Genomic DNA, 17,134 nt, shown 5'->3' with positions numbered 1-17,134 from the left:
GGCTCGACCAGTCCGGGGTATAAAACAATTTGGCACTGGCTTATCAAGCACCCTGTTGAGTTCTCAAAGAACAACCACACACCATCCAGAAACCCTGCATCCGCAGGGCCCCTGTCCGGGGCAACCTCTCCAACTTACCCGGCCCGATCCTCGCTGTCAACCTCATGTTCGAGGTGATCAACTTGGTCAGTCCGAACCACGCCGACGCACGCCATGTCTGGCGGTCGTTGCTGTCGTGGATTTCGGCGGACCGGCCGGCGCCGCTCTCGCGGCCACCCGCCCGGCTCCCTGCCGGCTTTCGAACTCTACCCGGTCGGCTTCGCGATCGCAACTCCGCGTTTCTCGGAGTGTCTCGCACCGCCCGGATCCTCAGTCTGGCTCGGCGTCTCCGCCACCAGCCTGGCGCCCGCTCTCGGCCGGTTTGTCCGGCCTCCCGCGTGCAGAGAGAAAGTTACGCGGACGGCCCGGAGAAGGCAAATCAATGATCGTCATTGCGCTAAGCGCCGGCTCCGGGCGGATTCCGGACGGCGGAAACCGACGAGCGGAGGGGACCACCCCGCGCCTCCGCGTGCCAGAGTGTTCGACATGGATGACGTGTCCCGGCTCCCGGCGGCGACGACCCTCGCCGAGGAGACCCTGCTCGGCCTGCTGCTGCCGTTCTGGCAGCTGGTCATCGGCGCCTTCGTGGTGGTCGTCGTCCTGGTGTCGCTCGGCCGGCTCCTCCGGCGCGGCCCGTCCCGGATGACCACCGCCCTGGTCGTCACCGCGATCGCGATCGCGGGCTTCACCGTGGTGGGCGTACTGCTGGAGAGCTGACCGGGCTCAGAGCCGACGGTTGGCCAGGCTGGGCAGCTCGGCACGGATCGTCCGCAACCGGTCCAGGTCCAGCTCGGTCACGGCCAGCCCCGGTCCGTCCGGGACCTGGCTGAGCACCGTCCCCCACGGGTCCACCACCATGCTGCGCCCGAAGCAGGTCCGCGCCGGCTCGTGATCACCGGTCTGGCCGGCGGCCGCGACGTAGCACTGGTTCTCGATCGCGCGGGCCCGCAGCAGGACCTCCCAGTGGTCCCGCCCGGTGTGCATCATGAACGCCGCCGGCACGACCAGCAGCTCGGCGCCCCCGTCCGTGGCCAGCCGGCGGTAGAGCTCCGGGAAGCGCAGGTCGTAGCAGATCGACAGGCCGACCCGCAGGCCCTCGACATCGACCACCACCGGCTGGTCGCCGGGGGCGACCGTCGCCGACTCCCGGTACGACACCCGGCCGGGAATCTCCACGTCGTACAGGTGGATCTTGCGGTAGCTGGCGGCGAGGGCGCCCGTCCGGTCGAAGACCAGCGAGGTGTTCCAGGTGCGCTCGGGGTCCGGTCCGGCCTCGTGGAACGAGCCGGCGATCACCCACATGCCGAGCCGGCGGGCGACCTCGGCGAAGAAGCTGCCCACCACGCCGTCGACCGGCTCGGCCGGGGGCATCCGGTCGCCGAGGCCGAGGTAGTCGACGTACTCCGGGAGGACGGCGAGGTCGGCGCCGGCCGCCGCGGCCCTGACCAGCAGGGCCTCGGCGGCGGCGAGGTTCGCCTCCCGGTCGTCGCGGGCGTTGAGCTGGCAGACGGCGACGCGCATGGGGCCCAGCGTACGGGCGGGGACGGACCCGCGACAGAGCTCAGATGCTCGCCAGCACCAGTGCCCCGGCGGCGAAGCCGAGGCCGGCGAGCTGCACGGGCCGGAGCCGCTCCCGGTCGACGCCGAGCGCGAGCAGCACGGTGCTCGCCGGATAGAGGGAGGCGATGGCGGCGACGATGCTCAGGTGGCCGCGCGCGGCGGCGGCCAGGTAGAGCGCGTTCGCCGCGGAGTCCAGCAGGCCCGCCGCCGCGGCCCAGCCCAGCACCCGCCGCTCGATCCGCAGGCCCGTTCCGGTACGTGCGGCGAGGGCGAGCCCGAAGGTGATCGAGCTGACCCGTACGGCGAGCACCGGCCACATGCCCGCGTCCTCGTCGGCCTGGCCGAGCAGGGCGAAGAAGACGCCGAAGAGCAGGCCCGCGCCGAGCGCCATGCCGAGCACCCGGCTCGACACCCGGCCGGTGACCCCACCCGCGCCGAGGCTGACCAGGGCGATGGCCACCACGGCGAGGCCCGCGCCGCAGAGCGCCAGGGGGCCCGGGGAGTGCGCGGTGAACAGTCCGGCGACGATCGGCACCACCGCCGCGGTGATCGCGGTGACCGGCGCGACGACGGCCATCATGCCGGTCGCCAGCGCCCGGTAGAGCAGCATCACGCCGCCGGCGCCGGCCACCCCGGCGAGCAGTCCCCAGCCCAGGTCGAGTGCGCCGGGCGTGCCGGGCACCAGGAGGACCAGGGCGAGCAGCAGCGGCACGCTGAGGATCTGCGAGACCACGGTGACGGCGATCGGGTCGGCCCGCCGGGACGCCTTGCCGCCGGAGAAGTCGGCCGTGCCGAACGCGACCGCGGACACCGCCGCGAGCACAATGGGGAACATCAGGCAGTCGTACCACAATATTGACCGCGAAGGATAGTGTGATGACCGACGCCGGAACGGGGCGGGTGAGCGCGGTGACCTCCGCCGTGGCCCGGCAGGTGCACGAGCTGCGGGCCGCCCGCGGCTGGTCCTTCGAGGAGTTGGCCGGCCGCTCCGGGGTCAGCAAGGGCATGCTGGTGCAGATCGAGGGGGCGCGGACCAACCCGAGCATCGGTACGCTCTGCCGGGTCGCCGACGCCTTCGGCGTCAGCATCGCCCGGCTGCTGGAGCCAGCCGAGGAGCGCGGCGTACGCATCTCCGCGGCCGCCGACGCGCCGGTCCTCTGGCAGGGTGACCGGGGTGGGACCGCCCGCCTGCTCAACGGCCTCGGCGAGCCCGACCTGGTCGAGCTCTGGGAGTGGCGCCTCCAGCCGGGCGAGGGGCACCGCTCCCCCGACCATCCCCGCGGCACCCGGGAGATCCTGCACGTGCTGGCCGGCACCGCCACGGTGACCGTCGACGGCGTCGACCACGACGTACGCGCCGGGGAGACCATCGAGTTCCACGCCGACCGGGAGCACGGCTACCGCACGTCGGGCGACGAGCCGGTGCGACTGGTGATGGTGGTGGTCACCCCGTCGGGCGAGTGGGACCGGCGGACCCGCTCACGCGGACCGCGCCCGAGCTGACCCGGACCCGCCGCCTACCGCGCCCAAGCCCTCGCCCCGGCAGCCCGTCGGGGCGGGTGGTCAGGCGGACTTCTCCTCGCGGTCCCGACGGGCCCGGCGACCGGTGAACTCGCGGGGCACGATGGTCGGGTTGACGTTCTCCAGAACGACCTCGCGGGTGATCAGCACCCGGGCGGCGTCGGGGTTGCTCGGCACCTCGTACATCACGGAGAGCAGCACCTCTTCCATGATCGCCCGCAGGCCGCGGGCGCCGGTGCCGCGCAGCATCGCCTGGTCGGCGATGGCCTCGAGCGCGGGCTGCTCGAACTCCAGCTCGACGCCGTCCAGCTCGAAGAGGCGCTGGTACTGCCGGACCAGGGCGTTGCGCGGCTCGGTGAGGATCCGCACCAGGGCGGTGCGGTCGAGGCTGCGCACGTTGGTGATCACGGGAAGCCGGCCGATGAACTCGGGGATCAGGCCGAACTTGAGCATGTCCTCCGGCATGACCTGGCTGAAGATGTCGTCGGTCGACCGCTCGGAGACCGACCGGAGCCGGGCGCCGAAGCCGGTGCCGCCAGAACCGGTGCGGGCCTCGATGATCTGGTCGAGCCCGGCGAAGGCGCCACCGCAGATGAACAGCACGTTGGTGGTGTCGATCTGGATGAACTCCTGGTGCGGGTGCTTGCGTCCGCCCTGCGGCGGCACGTTGGCCACCGTGCCCTCGAGCATCTTCAGCAGCGCCTGCTGCACGCCCTCGCCGGAGACGTCCCGGGTGATCGACGGGTTCTCCGACTTACGGGCGATCTTGTCGACCTCGTCGATGTAGATGATCCCGGTCTCGGCGCGCTTGATGTCGTAGTCGGCCGCCTGGATCAGCTTGAGGAGGATGTTCTCCACGTCCTCGCCGACGTAGCCGGCCTCGGTGAGCGCGGTGGCGTCCGCGATCGCGAACGGGACGTTGAGCATCCGGGCCAGGGTCTGCGCCAGATGGGTCTTGCCGCACCCGGTGGGGCCGAGCAGCAGGATGTTGGACTTGGCCAGCTCGACGCTGTCGCTGCCCGAGCCGGGCGCGCCGGCCGCCTCGGCCTGGATCCGCTTGTAGTGGTTGTAGACCGCGACGGCGAGCGCCTTCTTGGCCTGCTCCTGGCCGACGACGTAGTTGTCGAGGAACTGGCAGATCTCCATCGGCTTGGGAAGCTCTTCCCACTTCACCTCGCCGGACTCGGCCAGCTCCTCCTCGATGATCTCGTTGCAGAGATCGATGCACTCGTCACAGATGTAGACGCCAGGGCCCGCGATGAGCTTCTTGACCTGCTTCTGCGACTTGCCACAGAAGGAGCACTTGAGTAGGTCGCCGCCGTCACCGATCCGTGCCACCTACGTTCTCCCTGCACTCGTCGGCCGGAGCGCCGGCCCTGACCTGCGGGCGCCGGGCGCCCGTCCTGTCGTCCCACCCTGCCGGTCCGACCCAGCGAAGCGGTACAGACCTGACGTTACCCGCTGGCGGGAGTTTCTCCGACCCCCAGAGCGGGTGTGTCAGAGGTCGGCCGGGAACCACGTCCCGGCCGACCTCCGACCAGATACTGCTCAGCTCGCGGCGTGCGCCGCCAGCAGACCCTTCTTGCGGCTGGTCAGAATGGTGTCGACCAGCCCGTACTCCTTGGACTCCTCGGCCGTCATGATCTTGTCGCGGTCGATGTCCTTGCGGACCTGCTCGATCGGCCGGTTGCAGTGCTGGGAGAGCATCGTCTCCAACTGCGTCCGCATCCGCAGGATCTCCCGGGCCTGGATCTCGATGTCCGAGCCCTGGCCGTAGCCGCCCTCGGTGGCCGGCTGGTGGATGATGATCCGGGAGTTGGGCAGCGCCATCCGCTTGCCCGGGGTGCCCGCGGAGAGCAGCACCGCCGCCGCGCTGGCCGCCTGGCCCAGGCAGACCGTCTGGATGTCCGGGCGGACGTACTGCATGGTGTCGTAGATCGCCGTCATGGCGGTGAAGGAGCCACCGGGCGAGTTGATGTACATGATGATGTCGCGGTCCGGGTCGGTGCCCTCGAGCGTCAGCAGCTGGGCCATCACGTCGTTGGCCGAGGCGTCGTCCACCTGGACGCCGAGGAAGATGATCCGGTCCTCGAAGAGCTTGTTGTACGGGTTGGACTCCTTCATCCCGTACGACGTGCGCTCGACGAACGACGGCAGAACGTAGCGGTTGTGCACGGCCGCGAACTGGGGCGGCAGGCTCAGGTCGGTCATCGTCAGCTCCTCGGTCAGCTCAGGGTCCCGGCGCCTTCCGGAACCTGGGCGGCTCCGGTGATCACCTTGTCGATGAAGCCGTAGTCCATGGCCTCCTGGGCAGTGAACCAGCGGTCGCGGTCCGAGTCCGCCTCGATCTCCGCGGCACTCCGCCCGGTGTGGAAGGCGACCCGCTCCTGGAACATCCGCTTGGTGTAGAGCATCTGCTCGGCCTGGATGGCGATGTCGGCGGCCGTGCCGCCCATGCCGCCGGAGGGCTGGTGCATCATGATCCGCGCGTGCGGCAGGGCGTAGCGCTTGCCCTTGGTGCCCGCGCAGAGCAGCAGCTGGCCCATGGAGGCCGCCATGCCCATCGCCACGGTCGACACGTCGTTGTCGATGAACTGCATGGTGTCGTAGATCGCCATGCCGGAGTAGACCGAGCCACCCGGCGAGTTGATCCAGAGGTTGATGTCGCGGTCCGGGTCCTCCGCGGCGAGCAGCAGGAGCTGCGCGCAGATGCGGTTGGCGACCTGGTCGGTCACCTCGCTGCCCAGGAAGATGATCCGCTCCTTGAGCAACCGGTTGTAGACCGAGTCGTCGAGGTTGCCAATGGTGTCGCCACCGCGGGCGTCGATCGCCCGGAGCGGCTTCGCTGGGATGTGCATGTCGGTCATGGCAGCCCTTCGCTCTCCGTACCGTCCTACCCGACACTAACCGCTCAGCCGGGGGGCGTACTCCCGGTCGGGGCACTGTTCGCTCTCAGCGCAGTCACCCTCGGGGCGTACCCCGAAAAGGGTTTCGGCCGCCGCCCAGCGCGCAGCGAGGGACGGCGGCCGACACCGGATGATCAGTGCTCGTGGTTGTGCTCGGCCTCGTTCTGGGCCCGCAGCGCGTCGAGGGTGACCTCGTTGCCCGCCGAGTCCTTGATCTTGATCTTCTCCATCACCGAGGCGAGCGCCTTACCCCGGCGGACGTCGCCGAAGACGGCCGCGGCGGCACCCGAGCGGACCAGCTGGTCGTAGTACTGCTGCGGGGCCATGCCGGCACGCTGGGCGCGGTGCACGATCTCGTGGCCGAACTCGTCGTCGGAGACCTGGACGTCCTCGGCGTCGGCGAGGGTGTCCAGCAGCAGCTGGATCTTGACGCCGTCGGTCGCCGCGTCCTTCAGCTCGGCGTCGATCTGCTCCTCGGTCTTCTCCTCGGCGGCGAGGTACTCCTCCAGCGAGGCGCCGATCCGCTCGAGCTGGTCGATCATCGCGGCCTTGCGGCTCTCGACCTCCTCCTTGACGACGCCCTCCGGCGCCGGCACCTCGGCGGCCTCGACCAGCTGCTCGAGGGCCTTGTCCCGGGCGGCGTAGATCTGCTCGACCTGCTTGCCCCGGGTGACCCGCTCGCGCAGGTCGTTGCGGAGCTCCTCGATGGTGTCGAACTCGCTCGCCATCTGGGCGAAGTCGTCGTCGAGCTCCGGCAGCTCCTTCTCCTTGACCGTGCGGACGGTCACCGCCACCTCGGCGTCCCGGCCGGCGAAGTCGCCGCCCACCAGCTGCGTGGAGAAGGTGGTGCTGTCGCCGGCGGCCAGGCCGACCAGGGCCTCGTCCAGGCCCGGCAGGAGCTGCTTGCTGCCGACCTCGTGCGAGATGTTGCTCGCCTGGCCGCCCGGCACGTCCTCGCCGTCGACGGTGGCGTTCAGGTCGATCTGGACGTAGTCGCCCTCCTGGGCGGCCCGCTCGACGGTCTTCAGCGTGGCGAACCGCTCGCGCAGGCTGTTGACCTGCTCGTCGATCTCGCTGTCGGCGACCTGGATCTCGTCGACGGTCACCTCGATGGTGGCCGGGTCCGGGAGGGTGATCTCCGGACGCACGTCGACCTCGGCGGTGAAGTTCAGCGAGTCGCCGTCGGCGAACTCGGTGATCTCGACCTCCGGGCGGCCGAGGGTCTTCAGGTCGTGCTCGCGGACCGCGGCGAGGATGTTCTGCGGGATGGCCTCCTGCACCGCCTCGTTGAGGACGGTGCCCCGGCCCACCCGCTGGTCGATGACCGCGGCGGGAACCTTGCCCCGGCGGAAGCCGGGAACCTGGACCTGCTGGCCGATCTCCCGGTACGCCTTCTTGAGGCTCGGCTCGAGCTCGACGAACGGCACCTCGATGGCGAGCCGCACGCGCGTCGGGCTCAGAGTCTCGACGGTGCTCTTCACAGGCGTACTCCTTGACGGATCTCAGTTGAGTCTGGGCGTGATTGCGCGCATCGAGTGTAGGCGAGCCGGCCTGCTGCATCGGCAGCGCCCGGGTACCGCGCGGAAAAATCAGCGGTTCCCGGGACGAGCTGGTCGCGAACGACAGTCGGGGTGGCGGGATTTGAACCCACGGCCCCTCGCTCCCAAAGCGAGTGCGCTACCAAGCTGCGCCACACCCCGTGGCGACGAGAAGTGTATGCCGTCCGTGCCCGAAGGACGGTCACCGGGCCGCCCGCGCCGCCTCCCGCCCCCCTTGCCCGCCGACGCGAGACCCTCGCCGCCCCGCAAGCTCCCCGCCGCCCCGCCGGCGACGCGGAGCCGCGCCAGCGGCGACGCGAAGGCCCTCTTTCAGGGAAATAGTGGCCTCCCGTCGCCGGGAGGCCACTATTTCCCTGAAGTTGTGCGGATCATGGGAGCCGGCGAGCGGCGCGGCGCGCGATACGGGCTGCGCGTCCGGTTTCGGGATTCGGTAGGCTGTGCCCGCGCGCCCCGCGACAGCGGGGTGCTCGCGGGCGTAGCTCAATGGCAGAGCTTCAGTCTTCCAAACTGACGGTGCGGGTTCGATTCCCGTCGCCCGCTCCACATGCGAAGGCCCAGGCAGACCGCACGATCGCGGCACCTGGGCACTTCCGGCCCTCTCCCCCATGTTGGATCGTGCATGCCATCCGCGTGCCATCCGATCGATCGCGGCAGCGATTTCGCGATCACGCTGACTGGTGGCGTGTGGCGTACGCCACCCGATGCGATGTCGATCTTGTCGTACCTGATGCGCTTCGCCGGATTGATTGGGACGGAAGGCCGCAGGCAGGGAGCTGTAGGGTGTCGCGGTTGTCGCACCTTATGTACGGGGGTTTCTATGACAGTCCGCCGTTACGCCGGTTTCGCCGTGAGCGCCACGATCCTCGCGGCTGGCCTCGCCGCCGCGCCCGCCGGCGCCGCACCGGCTCCGAACGAACCCGACACGGCAAAGCTCGCCGCCGGCACGGAGAAGGACCCGCAGACGGGACAGAACCGCCAGTATCTGGTGGGCCAGGGCGAGGACGTGCCCGCCGTGCTCGGGGTGACGAACCTCGGCGACGCGCCCGTCGACGGTCTCGTCGTCCACGTACGGATCCTCAACGACCTCGACTTCACCAAGAAGTACGAGAACTGTTGGTACGCCGTCGACAGCAACCAGGAGTCGGCCTGGTGCGAGTTCGATGAGGAACTGGCTCCGGGCGCCAGCCTGGCCGTGACGGGGGCGGGAATCTCCACCAAGCCGGACGCGCGCGCCGAGAACATCTCGTCGATCATCTACCGCTGGGTCAGCAAGGATTACGTCGACCAACGGGGCGGCATCCAGGTGCTGGCCGACGAGTGGGCCGGGCAGGGCACGAAGGCAGTGCGTGGCACCGGTGATTCGCTGACGTTGACGACCCCGGCCGGGCAGCTCGGAGGGCTGGGGGGTCCGATCGGCTTCGCCGGCGTCAAGCTCGTGACGCCGCCCACCGGTGAGCCCACCGTGACGCCGACACCGACCGCCACGCCCAGCGCCACGACGACGGTCGCACCGACCCCTGCTTCCTCCGCCAGCCCGGGCACCGCCGGCGGCGAGGGCGGTGGGCTGCCCGTGACCGGTGCCGACACCGCCACCGTGGCCGGCATCGGCGGCGCGCTCCTGCTTCTCGGCGGCACGGGCTACCTGATCGCCCGCCGCCGCCGTACCCGCTTCGTGGCTTAGCCCCACTCGAAGCGCCCCCGGCCCGATGCTTCGTCGGTCCGGGGGCGCTTTCCGTTGCGGACACGGGATCGACGCGCGGCGCGGGCTGCGTACGATGCGGGGCCGGGCATCCCCTCGTCGGGTGGAGGTAGGCACGGATGTCAGGCCAGCAGGACGGATTCGCCCTCGGCGTGGACCTCGGCACCTCGAACACGGTGGCCGTGCTGCGCTGGCCGGACGGGCGGACCCGCCCGCTGCTGGTGGACGGGCACCCGATCCTCCCCTCCGGGGTCTACGCCGACATCGACGGGCACCTGCACGTCGGGCGGGACGCCCAGCGGCTGGCCCAGGCCGATCCGACCCGGTACGAGGCGAATCCGAAGCGCCGGGTCGACGAGGAGACGGTCGAGCTGGGCGGCCGGGCGTACCGGCCGGCGGAGCTGCTGGCGGCGACGCTGCGGGCGGTCGGCGAGGCCGCGGTGGCCGCGGTGGGCTTCCTCCCGCCGGCGGTGGTCACCCATCCGGCGGCCTGGGCGGCGCCGCGCCGGCAGGTGCTGCACGACGCGCTGGAACTGGCCGGCTGGCCCGCCGCGGCCGAGCACACCCTGTCCGCCCCGATCGCGCCCGGCACCCGCCTGCTGCGCGAGCCGGTCGCCGCGGCCCGCTACTACACCCAGGTGCTGCGCCGGCCGGTGCCGGTGGGCGGCTCGGTCGCGGTGTTCGACTTCGGCGGCGGCACCCTGGACGTGGCGGTGCTGCGCAACGAGGGCGCCGACCCGTGGGGCGACTCCGGGTTCCACCTGGTCGCCAGCGGCGGGGTCGCCGACCTCGGTGGCCTGGACCTGGACGCCGCGCTGCTGCGCCGGGTCGGCGAACTGGTCGCCCCGGCGCATCCGCGGCAGTGGGCCCGGCTGACCGGTCCGGAGAGCACGCCCGAGTGGCGGGACCGGCAGCAGCTCTGGGAGAACGTACGCGGCGCGAAGGAGATGCTCTCCCGGGCCATGGTCGCGCCGGTGGCCGTGCCGGGGGTGGCGGCGGCGGTCCCGCTCTCCCGGGAGGACCTGGAACGGCTCGCCGCGCCCCTGCTGGCCCGGGCGGTGGCCGAGACCCGGCAGGTGATCGCCGCCGCCGGGCTGGCCCCCGGGCAGCTCTCCGGTCTCTTCCTGGTCGGCGGGTCGACCCGGGTGCCGCTGGTGGCCCGGATGCTGCACGCCGATCTGGGGATCGCCCCGACGGTGCTGGAGCAGCCGGAACTGCCGGTCGCCGAGGGCGCGCTGACCGACCTCCCGTTGCCCCGGCGGGCCGGGCATCCCGGAGTGGTCGTACCGGCCCCGGCCGGGCCACCGGACACCCGGCCCACCGAGCCGGCCGCCGATTCGTCCGGCAGCCGCCCCACCGAGCCCGCCGTCGGCCCTCACGGCACGCTCCCTGAGGCGGCGCCGGCAGCCGGCGGCAGGCACGGCACGCTGCCCGAGGCCACGACGCCCGCAGCCGGAAGCTCGCACGGGACACTGCCCGAGGCCACGGCGCCCGCAGCCGGAAGCTCGCACGGGACGCTGCCCGTGAGCGGGCCGCCGGCCGGCGGCCCGCACGGCACCCTGCCGTACACCGCGGTGGCGCCCGGGAGCGCGGCACCGGCTGCCGGCCCGCACGGGACCATGGTCGCGGTGGGCGGGCCGACCCCGTCGCCGTACGCCGGGCACCCCGGTCCCGCCCCGCATCCGGGAGCGGGCGGGCGGCCGCCAGGCGTACCCCTCGATGGGTCGCCGGTCTCCCCCGCGCCCGCCGGCGCGACCGGGCCGGGGCGCGGCCGGGGTGGCCGCTGGCTCGTGCCGGCCGCCGGCCTCGTGGTGGTCGCCGTGCTGGTCACGACCGCATGGTGGGTGCTCCGGGACCGCTATCCGGCCCTGGAGTTCCACAATCCCACGGTGATCGCCCGGGTGGAGACGGGCGACGAGCGGCCGCCCGACATGTTCACCGCGGTGCTGGCCGACCGCGCCTACCTGGCCTACCCGAGGCCGGACGACCACCTCGAGGTGGTGGCGTTCGACGCGGGCACCGGCGAGCAGGTGTGGCGCAAGCAGACCCGGGCGACCGCTGAGCGGTGGGCGGGGATCCGCGCGCTGCCCGACGGGGTGGCCGTGTTCGCCGACGCCTCCGGCGACAGCACCCCCCGCGACCTGGTGATGCTCGACGGCGCCGGCGAGCAGCGCTGGGTGCTCAGCATCCACGGCGACGACGCGGTGTACTTCACCGCCCGCACGGCGGTCTGGCTCGACCGGACCGGCGACCGGCTGGTCGGGCTGCGGCTCAGCGACCGCCACGAGCGGTGGCGGCGGGACAATCCCCGCAACGAGTACGGCGACCCGCGGACCGCCGTGGTGCCGGTCCGCACCGGCGAGGCGCTGAGCGGCCCGGCGTACCTCGACGGCTCGCCGCGGGCGCCCTGGCTGGGCGACGCGGACCGGCTGGTCCAACTGGGGGCGGACCGCTCGGTACGGGTGATCGGAATGGACAGCGGCGAGATCCTGCGGAGCCGGAAGAACGTCGCCGACGTGGACGACCCGGTGGCGGCCCGGGACGACCGGCTCTACGTCGTCGAGGACAACCGGGGCCTCCGGCTCCTCTCCTACGACCTGGGCAGCCTCGGTGAGCCCGCCACGCTCTATACCTCGAGCGACGACGGCAGCCGGGCGAAGTCGCTGGTCACCTGCGGCGAGCACCGGGCCTGCCTGCTGGAGGTGCCGGATTCCGGGGCCGAGGGGACGCGGGTGGTGGCGGTCGCGGAGGGGAAGAAGACCCACAGCTGGCCGGCCCCCGAGGCCGAGACGCTGGTCCCGCTCGGCGAGTACCTGCTCGCCGGGCGCGACTCGCCGCGGGCCACGGTGACCCTGTTCGCGCCGGACGGGACCCGGCTGCGCGACCGGGAGGGGGTGGCCGCCCGGCTGGACGCCGGCAACCTGCTGCTCTTGGACAAGACGCCGAGCACCTCCGAGGACGACCGCAGCCTGGCCGGGCTGGCGGTGGACGCCGACGAGCCGGTCGAGATGGGCCAACTCATGGGCGTACGCAGCGACTCGTGCTCGTGGAACACACAGGTGATCGCCTGCGGGGCGGAGAAGGAGCTGGTGCTGTACCGCTTCGTCGGCTGAGTCAGCCCCGATCCGCGCCGAACGGGCCCGTCCGGCCGGTGGGCGGTCGCCGTTTCCGCCCTGCGGGCCAGGGGTACGGCTGGGCCCATGGAGACGAACACGAAGGCGTACCTGGTGGGCGGTCCGCGGGACGGCAGCAGCCAGGACGTGGACGACAGGGCCCTGTTGGAGATCGAGATCGACGGCATGATCCACCGCTACATCCGCACCACGAAGCGGCACGGCGAGGACGGCACCGTCTACAACTACGACGGCATGGTGGCCCCGGGCGGGGGCGAGCCGGGCGTCGAGGACCCGGCGGCGCGGGTCGCCTCGCCGAAGGCCGACGCCGAGGGCCGGTGACGCCGGCTCGACGGACCACGGATGAACCGGGCCGAGCGGGGTAATGCGAGCGCCGTCCTGGTGGAGTGACGACCGGCGTCGCGGCGTACCGCGACCGGGTGCGCGGGCGGGCGGCGGGACGCCGACCCGCCCGCGGCACGGTGGCTCAGTTGCCGGTGACCCAGTTCCAGGCGCTGACCACCCACTCGGTCTGTTGCAGGTAGGCCACCCCCACCCCGGCCAGGAAGAGCGCGGTCACCAGGTGCGCGCCGCGGGCGCTGCGGCGGATCCGGCCGAGCTGCCGCTCCCAGACGACCCGGCCGAGCAGCCGGGCGAGCGCGAAGAGGCCGACCCCGGTGAGCAGGCTGAGCACGAAGGTGAGCAGCGGGGTGGCCAGGTTGCCCCGGCCGGAGATCGCCCAGATGCCCCAGCAGACGAAGGCGAAGAGCCCGCCGGCCGCGCTCCACTCGCCGCCCCGGCGCAGCTGCGCCAGGTGCCAGCTCATCGGGCGGCGCGGGGCGGAGTCGCCCGCCCAGCCGGTCGGGTCGACGGTGGGGAACTGCTCGGTCCGGGGCGTACGGCCCGGCCCGACCTGGGCCACGCCGCGCTGGAACGCGTCCCGCTGCGGTGGCACCACCCCGACACCCGGCTGCGGCGGCACCTCCACGGTGCGCTCGGCCCACGGCTGTGTCTGGTCCGCCATCTCGTGTCCTCCCCCTCGACCGACGCCGGCCACGCTTCCGAGGGTAGCGAGCCGGCAAATCGGTCGCCGACCCCGGACGTGATGGGCTACACACATCCGATGACAGACGTGACGGTGCCCCGGGCCGAGGATTTCGACGAGATCGCGGCGCTGCTCGCCCTGGCGTTCCACGGCGAGTCGGACCCCGACCTGCGCGAGGTGGAGCGCGGGGTGTTCGAGCCCGAGCGCTCCCTGCTGGTCCGCGACGGCGGGATCGCGGTGGCGCACGCCGCCGCGTTCACCCGGGACCTGACGGTGCCCGGCGCCAGCGTGCCGGCCGCGCACGTGACGATGGTCTCGGTCGCCCCCACCCACCGCCGGCGGGGCCTGCTCAGCACCCTGATGCGCCGGCAGCTCCGGGAGATCCGGGACACCCGCCGGGAGCCGGTGGCGGTGCTCTGGGCCAGCGAGGGGCGGATCTACCCCCGCTTCGGCTACGGGCTGGCCGCGCAGCGGTACACGCTCCAGTGCGACACCACCGAGCTGCGGCTGCCGGAACCGGCGTCCGCGGCGAGCGGCCTCCGCCTGGACCGCCCGGCCGCGCACCGGGCCGAGCTGGCCAGGCTGTACGAGCGGCTGCGCGCCGACCGGCCCGGCTGGTCGAGCCGGGACGAGCGCTGGTGGGCGTACCTGCTCGCCGACGTGAAGAGCCTGCGGGGCGGGGCGACCGAGCGCCGGGTGCTGCTGCACGACGGGGCGACCGGCGTCGACGGGTACGCGCTGTACCGGACGAAGGAGGAGTGGGACCGGAGCGGCCCACGCGGCGAGGTCCGGGTCGACGAGGTGGTCGCCGCGACCCCGGAGGCGTACCTGGCGCTGTGGCGGCTGCTGTTCTCGCTCGACCTGACCCGACGGCTGTCGTGTCCGGCCGCCGTGGACGAGCCGCTGCTGTGGCTGGTGAACGAGCCGCGCAGGCTGTCCGCCCAGCTCACCGACGGGCTCTGGGTACGGGTGGTCGACGTACCGGCCGCCCTGGCCGCCCGCCGGTACGCCACCGACGTCGACCTGGTGGTCGAGGTGACCGACGAGCTGCTGCCGGAGAACTCCGGCCGGTGGCGGCTGGTCGGCGGCCGGTCCGGCGCCGAGTGCGTGGCCACCACCGCGCCGGCCCAGCTCGCCTGCGACGTACGCGCCCTCGGCGAGCTCTACCTGGGTGGGTCCGGACTGGCCGCGCTCGCCGCCGCCGGTCGCCTCCGCGAACTGGTCCCCGGCACGGTGGCGGCGGCCGCGCCCGCCTTCACCTGGCACCGTGCCCCCGCCCCCATGGAGGTCTTCTGACCCTCCGCGAGGTCGGTCATGAGATTGGCGGCGCGACCCGCCCCTTCGTCACCGCCAACCTCATGATCGCGGGCGGGGCTGGCCGGTGGGCGGCGGACGCCGTTCGGCGGCCGGGGCGGTACGGTCGGGGGATGGGTGATGCGGAGCGACGGCGACGCCGGCTGCGGCACCACGGCGACGGCGGGACGCCGGACGGCGACGGTGCGGCCGGGCGAGCCGGCCGGGATGAACCCGTCGGCACCTTCGCGGACGGGCCGAGCGCGACCACATCCAGGGTCCACGACGAGCCGGCGCCCCGGGGCCGCCGAGCCGGCCCCGCCGAGGAGGGCGAGCGTGGGCTGCGCGGGCTGGTCGGCTCCGGATCGTCCCAGGTGAGCGTGACCGCCGCGCTGCGGGCGCGGGACGCGGCCCGGCCGGCCGACGCGGACCTGGCCGAGGCCGAGGCCCGCGTCGTGATCGTCCGCCGCAACTGGGTGCCCCGCGACGAACTGCCCCGCACCGGCCGGTAGCGGCCGTCCGCGGGACGGTGTCAGGCGGGCAGGTCGGGGAGCTGGCGGGTCCGCTCGTACTCGGCCATCTGGGCGATCCGGCGGGCGTGCCGGGGGTTGCCCGAGAACGGCGTGGTCAGGAACGCCTCCACCAGGGCGGTCGCCTCGTCCAGGGTGTGCTGGCGGGCGCCCACGGCGATGATGTTGGCGTCGTTGTGCTCCCGGGCGAGCTGGGCGGTGTCGATGTTCCAGGCGAGCGCGGCGCGGACGCCGGGGATTTTGTTGGCGGCGATCTGCTCGCCGTTGCCGGAGCCGCCGATGACCACCCCGAGGCTGCCCGGGTCGCCGACCACCCGGTCCCCGGTGTGCAGGCAGAACGCCGGGTAGTCGTCGTCCGGGTCGAAGGCGTGCGGACCGACGTCGACCACCTCGTACCCCTGCTTGGCCAGGTGGTTGGCCAGGTGCACCTTCAGCTCGAAGCCGGCGTGATCGGATCCCAGGTAGACGCGCATACCGCGCAGTCTGACAGGCCGGCCTCCGCGCCGCCGCGCGGGCGGCGGCACGGAGGCGGATTCGTCACAGGATCTACTGCGGCAGCTCGGCGACGACCAGGCCGGCCCGCGCCTTCGGGGTGAACCAGGTGCTCTTCCGGGGCATCTTCTCCCGCGCCAGGTTGACCGCGACGAAGTCGTCCACGGTCACCGGGGCGATCAGCACCGCCAGCTCGGCCCGGCCGGCGTCCACCTCGCCGGTGAGCCAGCTCGCCGGGTAGTCGCCGCCGACGTACGTGATCCGCTTGTCGCCCGGGTCGAGGCCGAGCGCGTCCCGCAGCAGCAGCCGCTCGACCAGCGCGTGGTCGAGGTTCTCCAGCCGGCCGCCCTCGACGTGCGGCAGGCGGACCGCGTACCCCTGGCCAGCGAGGTAGAGGTGGACGGTGCCGCCGCCCGCCGGGACCTCGACCGGGCCGCCGGCCGGGGTGACCTCCGCGCCGGCGGCGCGGAGCCGGTCGAGCAGCTCCGCCGGGGTGGTGGTCAGCTCGCTGACCAGCCGGTTGTAGGGCTGGATGGCGACCGAGGCGGGCGTGGTGATCACCGAGAGGAAGCGCGGGAAGCCGCCGGTCTGCGCGGCCAGGCTGCGGTGGTTGCCGTCCGCGACCACCAGCTCGCCACCGCCGGCCAGGGCGGTCAGCTCGTCCTGCGCCGCGCCCGGGCCGAGCAGCCAGATGGCGTGCGTCCGCCCGGCCTGGTCGACGTCGGTCGCCGCGGGGGCGCCGGCCGTCTCGGTCGCCGCCGCGAGCGCGGCGTGCAGCTCGTCGCCGCGCCCGGTCTGGAGCAGGAGTACGGGCGAGAGCAGGTGACCCAGCGCCTCGGCGAGGGCGACCCGCTCCCGCACCTTGGCGATGAAGACGTCCTCGTTGCGGATCACCAGGCCGGGCTCGTCGGCCCGGGTGGAGATCTGGTCGGTGTCGACCATGGCGAACAGGCCGTACGCGTTCTCCTCGCCCGGCGCGCTGATCCGGTAGAGCACCACGACCTGCTCGGCCGGGGTGTAGCTGCCGTCCGCCTTGGCCTCGGCGAGGCGGGCCGCGGCGTCGGGGAGCGCGTCGAGGAAGGACTTCCCGAGGCTCTCCGGCGCCCGGTGGGGCATCTCGATGCCCAGGGCGCTGTGCGGGTTGGCCGCCACGATGGCGGTGATCTCCGCGTCGTCGGCGAACTCGTCGTAGTTCTGCGCGCCGGTGCCGCCAGTGGTGATCCAGGCCCGGGCGATCGGATGCACGACCGTCATGCCCGCTGACGCTACCCGGATCCCCTGCCGCGCCGGACCCGGACCCGCGCCGCGTCCACCAGT

General features: G+C 72.9%; 15 protein-coding genes, 2 tRNA genes and 1 pseudogene. 8 read left to right on the top strand and 10 right to left on the bottom strand.

The genetic code is table 11. The features are described 5' to 3' along the window. The first annotated feature begins 585 nt into the window (after positions 1–585). Positions 586–816: a hypothetical protein gene (locus tag ACGFI9_RS24455; RefSeq protein ID WP_393181241.1), complete on the top strand. Its 231-nt coding sequence runs from the start codon at positions 586–588 to the stop codon at positions 814–816. A 6-nt stretch (positions 817–822) separates the two neighbouring features. Here the strand turns inward: ACGFI9_RS24455 and ACGFI9_RS24450 are convergent, their stop codons facing one another. Both ACGFI9_RS24450 and ACGFI9_RS24445 read right to left on the bottom strand, forming a co-directional pair. Beyond that, complete coding sequence (locus ACGFI9_RS24450) at positions 823–1,620, bottom strand: carbon-nitrogen hydrolase family protein (protein WP_393181239.1); 798 nt, start codon at positions 1,618–1,620, stop codon at positions 823–825. 40 nt (positions 1,621–1,660) lie between these two features. Then, positions 1,661–2,494, bottom strand: a complete 834-nt coding sequence (locus ACGFI9_RS24445) for an EamA family transporter (protein ID WP_393181237.1) — start codon at positions 2,492–2,494, stop codon at positions 1,661–1,663. Positions 2,495–2,535: 41 nt separating this feature from the next. Between ACGFI9_RS24445 and ACGFI9_RS24440 the strand changes: the two genes are divergently transcribed. Beyond that, complete coding sequence (locus tag ACGFI9_RS24440; RefSeq protein WP_393181235.1) at positions 2,536–3,162, top strand: helix-turn-helix domain-containing protein; 627 nt, start codon at positions 2,536–2,538, stop codon at positions 3,160–3,162. Between the two features lie 60 nt (positions 3,163–3,222). On the opposite strand, the gene clpX is transcribed toward ACGFI9_RS24440, so the two are convergent. From clpX to ACGFI9_RS24415, 5 genes are all read right to left on the bottom strand, one after another. Then, complete coding sequence (gene clpX, locus ACGFI9_RS24435) at positions 3,223–4,518, bottom strand: ATP-dependent Clp protease ATP-binding subunit ClpX (RefSeq protein WP_393181234.1); 1,296 nt, start codon at positions 4,516–4,518, stop codon at positions 3,223–3,225. 210 nt (positions 4,519–4,728) lie between these two features. Then, a complete protein-coding gene (locus ACGFI9_RS24430; RefSeq protein WP_393181232.1) occupies positions 4,729–5,391 on the bottom strand; it encodes an ATP-dependent Clp protease proteolytic subunit in 663 nt (220 codons plus the stop codon). Between the two features lie 14 nt (positions 5,392–5,405). Further along, the gene (locus ACGFI9_RS24425; RefSeq protein ID WP_393181230.1) at positions 5,406–6,047 is read right to left on the bottom strand and encodes an ATP-dependent Clp protease proteolytic subunit; all 642 of its coding nucleotides are present in this window, start codon (positions 6,045–6,047) and stop codon (positions 5,406–5,408) included. 173 nt (positions 6,048–6,220) lie between these two features. After that, positions 6,221–7,567: a trigger factor gene (gene tig, locus ACGFI9_RS24420; RefSeq protein ID WP_393181228.1), complete on the bottom strand. Its 1,347-nt coding sequence runs from the start codon at positions 7,565–7,567 to the stop codon at positions 6,221–6,223. Between the two features lie 145 nt (positions 7,568–7,712). Continuing rightward, positions 7,713–7,786, bottom strand: a tRNA-Pro gene (locus ACGFI9_RS24415). A gap of 328 nt (positions 7,787–8,114) precedes the next feature. On the opposite strand from ACGFI9_RS24415, the gene ACGFI9_RS24410 reads away from it, so the two are divergent. From ACGFI9_RS24410 to ACGFI9_RS24395, 4 genes and pseudogenes are all read left to right on the top strand, one after another. After that, positions 8,115–8,188: transfer RNA gene (locus ACGFI9_RS24410), tRNA-Gly, on the top strand. A 916-nt stretch (positions 8,189–9,104) separates the two neighbouring features. Further along, positions 9,105–9,326 (top strand): annotated as a pseudogene (locus ACGFI9_RS24405) (LPXTG cell wall anchor domain-containing protein); the annotation flags it as partial. 137 nt (positions 9,327–9,463) lie between these two features. Then, complete coding sequence (locus tag ACGFI9_RS24400; RefSeq protein WP_393181226.1) at positions 9,464–12,457, top strand: Hsp70 family protein; 2,994 nt, start codon at positions 9,464–9,466, stop codon at positions 12,455–12,457. 87 nt (positions 12,458–12,544) lie between these two features. After that, positions 12,545–12,799, top strand: coding sequence for a hypothetical protein (locus tag ACGFI9_RS24395; protein ID WP_393181225.1), 255 nt, complete (start codon positions 12,545–12,547; stop codon positions 12,797–12,799). Between the two features lie 145 nt (positions 12,800–12,944). Here the strand turns inward: ACGFI9_RS24395 and ACGFI9_RS24390 are convergent, their stop codons facing one another. Beyond that, positions 12,945–13,481 (bottom strand): hypothetical protein, encoded by a 537-nt coding sequence (locus ACGFI9_RS24390; protein WP_393181223.1) that lies wholly within the window; start codon positions 13,479–13,481, stop codon positions 12,945–12,947. A 99-nt stretch (positions 13,482–13,580) separates the two neighbouring features. Between ACGFI9_RS24390 and ACGFI9_RS24385 the strand changes: the two genes are divergently transcribed. Together ACGFI9_RS24385 and ACGFI9_RS24380 are read left to right on the top strand one after the other, a co-directional pair. After that, entirely contained in the window at positions 13,581–14,798 is a 1,218-nt protein-coding gene (locus tag ACGFI9_RS24385; protein ID WP_393181221.1) for a GNAT family N-acetyltransferase, read from the top strand. A 131-nt stretch (positions 14,799–14,929) separates the two neighbouring features. Next, positions 14,930–15,307, top strand: a complete 378-nt coding sequence (locus ACGFI9_RS24380; protein WP_393181219.1) for a hypothetical protein — start codon at positions 14,930–14,932, stop codon at positions 15,305–15,307. 20 nt (positions 15,308–15,327) lie between these two features. On the opposite strand, the gene ACGFI9_RS24375 is transcribed toward ACGFI9_RS24380, so the two are convergent. Both ACGFI9_RS24375 and ACGFI9_RS24370 read right to left on the bottom strand, forming a co-directional pair. After that, the gene (locus tag ACGFI9_RS24375; RefSeq protein WP_393181217.1) at positions 15,328–15,798 is read right to left on the bottom strand and encodes a ribose-5-phosphate isomerase; all 471 of its coding nucleotides are present in this window, start codon (positions 15,796–15,798) and stop codon (positions 15,328–15,330) included. 73 nt (positions 15,799–15,871) lie between these two features. Next, entirely contained in the window at positions 15,872–17,071 is a 1,200-nt protein-coding gene (locus ACGFI9_RS24370) for a DUF1015 family protein (RefSeq protein WP_393181216.1), read from the bottom strand. Positions 17,072–17,134: the final 63 nt, after the last annotated feature.

This window comes from Micromonospora sp. NPDC048930, from assembly GCF_043197935.1.
GTDB lineage: Bacteria > Actinomycetota > Actinomycetes > Mycobacteriales > Micromonosporaceae > Micromonospora.
This window is presented reverse-complemented; position numbering and strand designations above follow the sequence as displayed.

What these genes read in the sequence shown, in the direction of transcription:
- ACGFI9_RS24455 (WP_393181241.1), top strand. Translation starts at nt 586, where the DNA reads ATGGATGACGTGTCCCGGCTCCCGGCGGCGACGACCCTCGCCGAGGAG.
- ACGFI9_RS24450 (WP_393181239.1), bottom strand. Translation starts at nt 1,620, where the DNA reads ATGCGCGTCGCCGTCTGCCAGCTCAACGCCCGCGACGACCGGGAGGCG.
- ACGFI9_RS24445 (WP_393181237.1), bottom strand. Translation starts at nt 2,494, where the DNA reads ATGTTCCCCATTGTGCTCGCGGCGGTGTCCGCGGTCGCGTTCGGCACG.
- ACGFI9_RS24440 (WP_393181235.1), top strand. Translation starts at nt 2,536, where the DNA reads ATGACCGACGCCGGAACGGGGCGGGTGAGCGCGGTGACCTCCGCCGTG.
- ACGFI9_RS24430 (WP_393181232.1), bottom strand. Translation starts at nt 5,391, where the DNA reads ATGACCGACCTGAGCCTGCCGCCCCAGTTCGCGGCCGTGCACAACCGC.
- ACGFI9_RS24425 (WP_393181230.1), bottom strand. Translation starts at nt 6,047, where the DNA reads ATGACCGACATGCACATCCCAGCGAAGCCGCTCCGGGCGATCGACGCC.
- ACGFI9_RS24400 (WP_393181226.1), top strand. Translation starts at nt 9,464, where the DNA reads ATGTCAGGCCAGCAGGACGGATTCGCCCTCGGCGTGGACCTCGGCACC.
- ACGFI9_RS24395 (WP_393181225.1), top strand. Translation starts at nt 12,545, where the DNA reads ATGGAGACGAACACGAAGGCGTACCTGGTGGGCGGTCCGCGGGACGGC.
- ACGFI9_RS24390 (WP_393181223.1), bottom strand. Translation starts at nt 13,481, where the DNA reads ATGGCGGACCAGACACAGCCGTGGGCCGAGCGCACCGTGGAGGTGCCG.
- ACGFI9_RS24385 (WP_393181221.1), top strand. Translation starts at nt 13,581, where the DNA reads ATGACAGACGTGACGGTGCCCCGGGCCGAGGATTTCGACGAGATCGCG.
- ACGFI9_RS24380 (WP_393181219.1), top strand. Translation starts at nt 14,930, where the DNA reads ATGGGTGATGCGGAGCGACGGCGACGCCGGCTGCGGCACCACGGCGAC.
- ACGFI9_RS24375 (WP_393181217.1), bottom strand. Translation starts at nt 15,798, where the DNA reads ATGCGCGTCTACCTGGGATCCGATCACGCCGGCTTCGAGCTGAAGGTG.
- ACGFI9_RS24370 (WP_393181216.1), bottom strand. Translation starts at nt 17,071, where the DNA reads ATGACGGTCGTGCATCCGATCGCCCGGGCCTGGATCACCACTGGCGGC.